The organism is Pseudomonas sp. KB_15 (assembly GCF_052114525.1).
In the GTDB taxonomy this organism is placed as follows: Bacteria; Pseudomonadota; Gammaproteobacteria; order Pseudomonadales; family Pseudomonadaceae; genus Aquipseudomonas.
On record NZ_JBFREX010000112.1, the window covers coordinates 1 to 667 of the forward strand.

The window sequence follows — 667 nt, forward strand, 5'->3', positions numbered from 1 at the left end:
ATATAGACGCGGCCGACGAGGTCGCGCACGCGGCGGCGCGGGTGGCGGGCCGCCATGGCGTCGAACGCCGAGGTATCGCCCACTGGTGGTAGCGGCTGCTTGGCGCGGGCCTCGAAGGCGCTCAGCGCCGCGTCGGCCTCGCCCAGCCGGCCCTTCTCCGCCAGCCAGCGCGGCGACTCGGGAATCAGCTTGCGCAGCACGAAGAACAGCACGATCGGCACCCCGCCCAGGAAGTACATCACCTCCCAGCCGTAGCGCGGCACCAGGAAGGCGCCCATCGCGTTGGACACCATCAGCCCGATCGGGAACACCACCTCGTACAGCAGCACGAAGCGGCCCCGGCCATGCGCGCGGGTGACCTCGTTGATATAGGTGGCCGCCACCGGCAGTTCGCCGCCCAGCCCCAGCCCCTGGATGATGCGCAGCAGCGCGAAAATCTCGAACGACGGCGCGAAGCCGCAGGCAATGCTCATCAGGCCGATGATGCCCGCGCTCCAGCCCACCGAACGCAGCCGGCCAAAGCGCTCGGCCAGCGCCGGGAACAGCAGCGCGCCGACCAGCTGGCCCACCGAGGGCGCCGCGATCAGGAAGCCGATCTGGCCCGGCGTGAGCGACCAGTTGGCGATCAGCAGCGGCAGCGTGGCCGCGATGGCGATCACGTCGAAGC

At 70.6% G+C, this 667-nt stretch carries 1 protein-coding gene; it reads right to left on the reverse strand.

Annotated elements, in window-relative coordinates; all coding sequences use genetic code 11:
- Positions 1–667: MFS transporter (locus tag AB4Z35_RS29930; RefSeq protein WP_442101148.1), on the reverse strand; the 667-nt coding region annotated here is incomplete at both ends.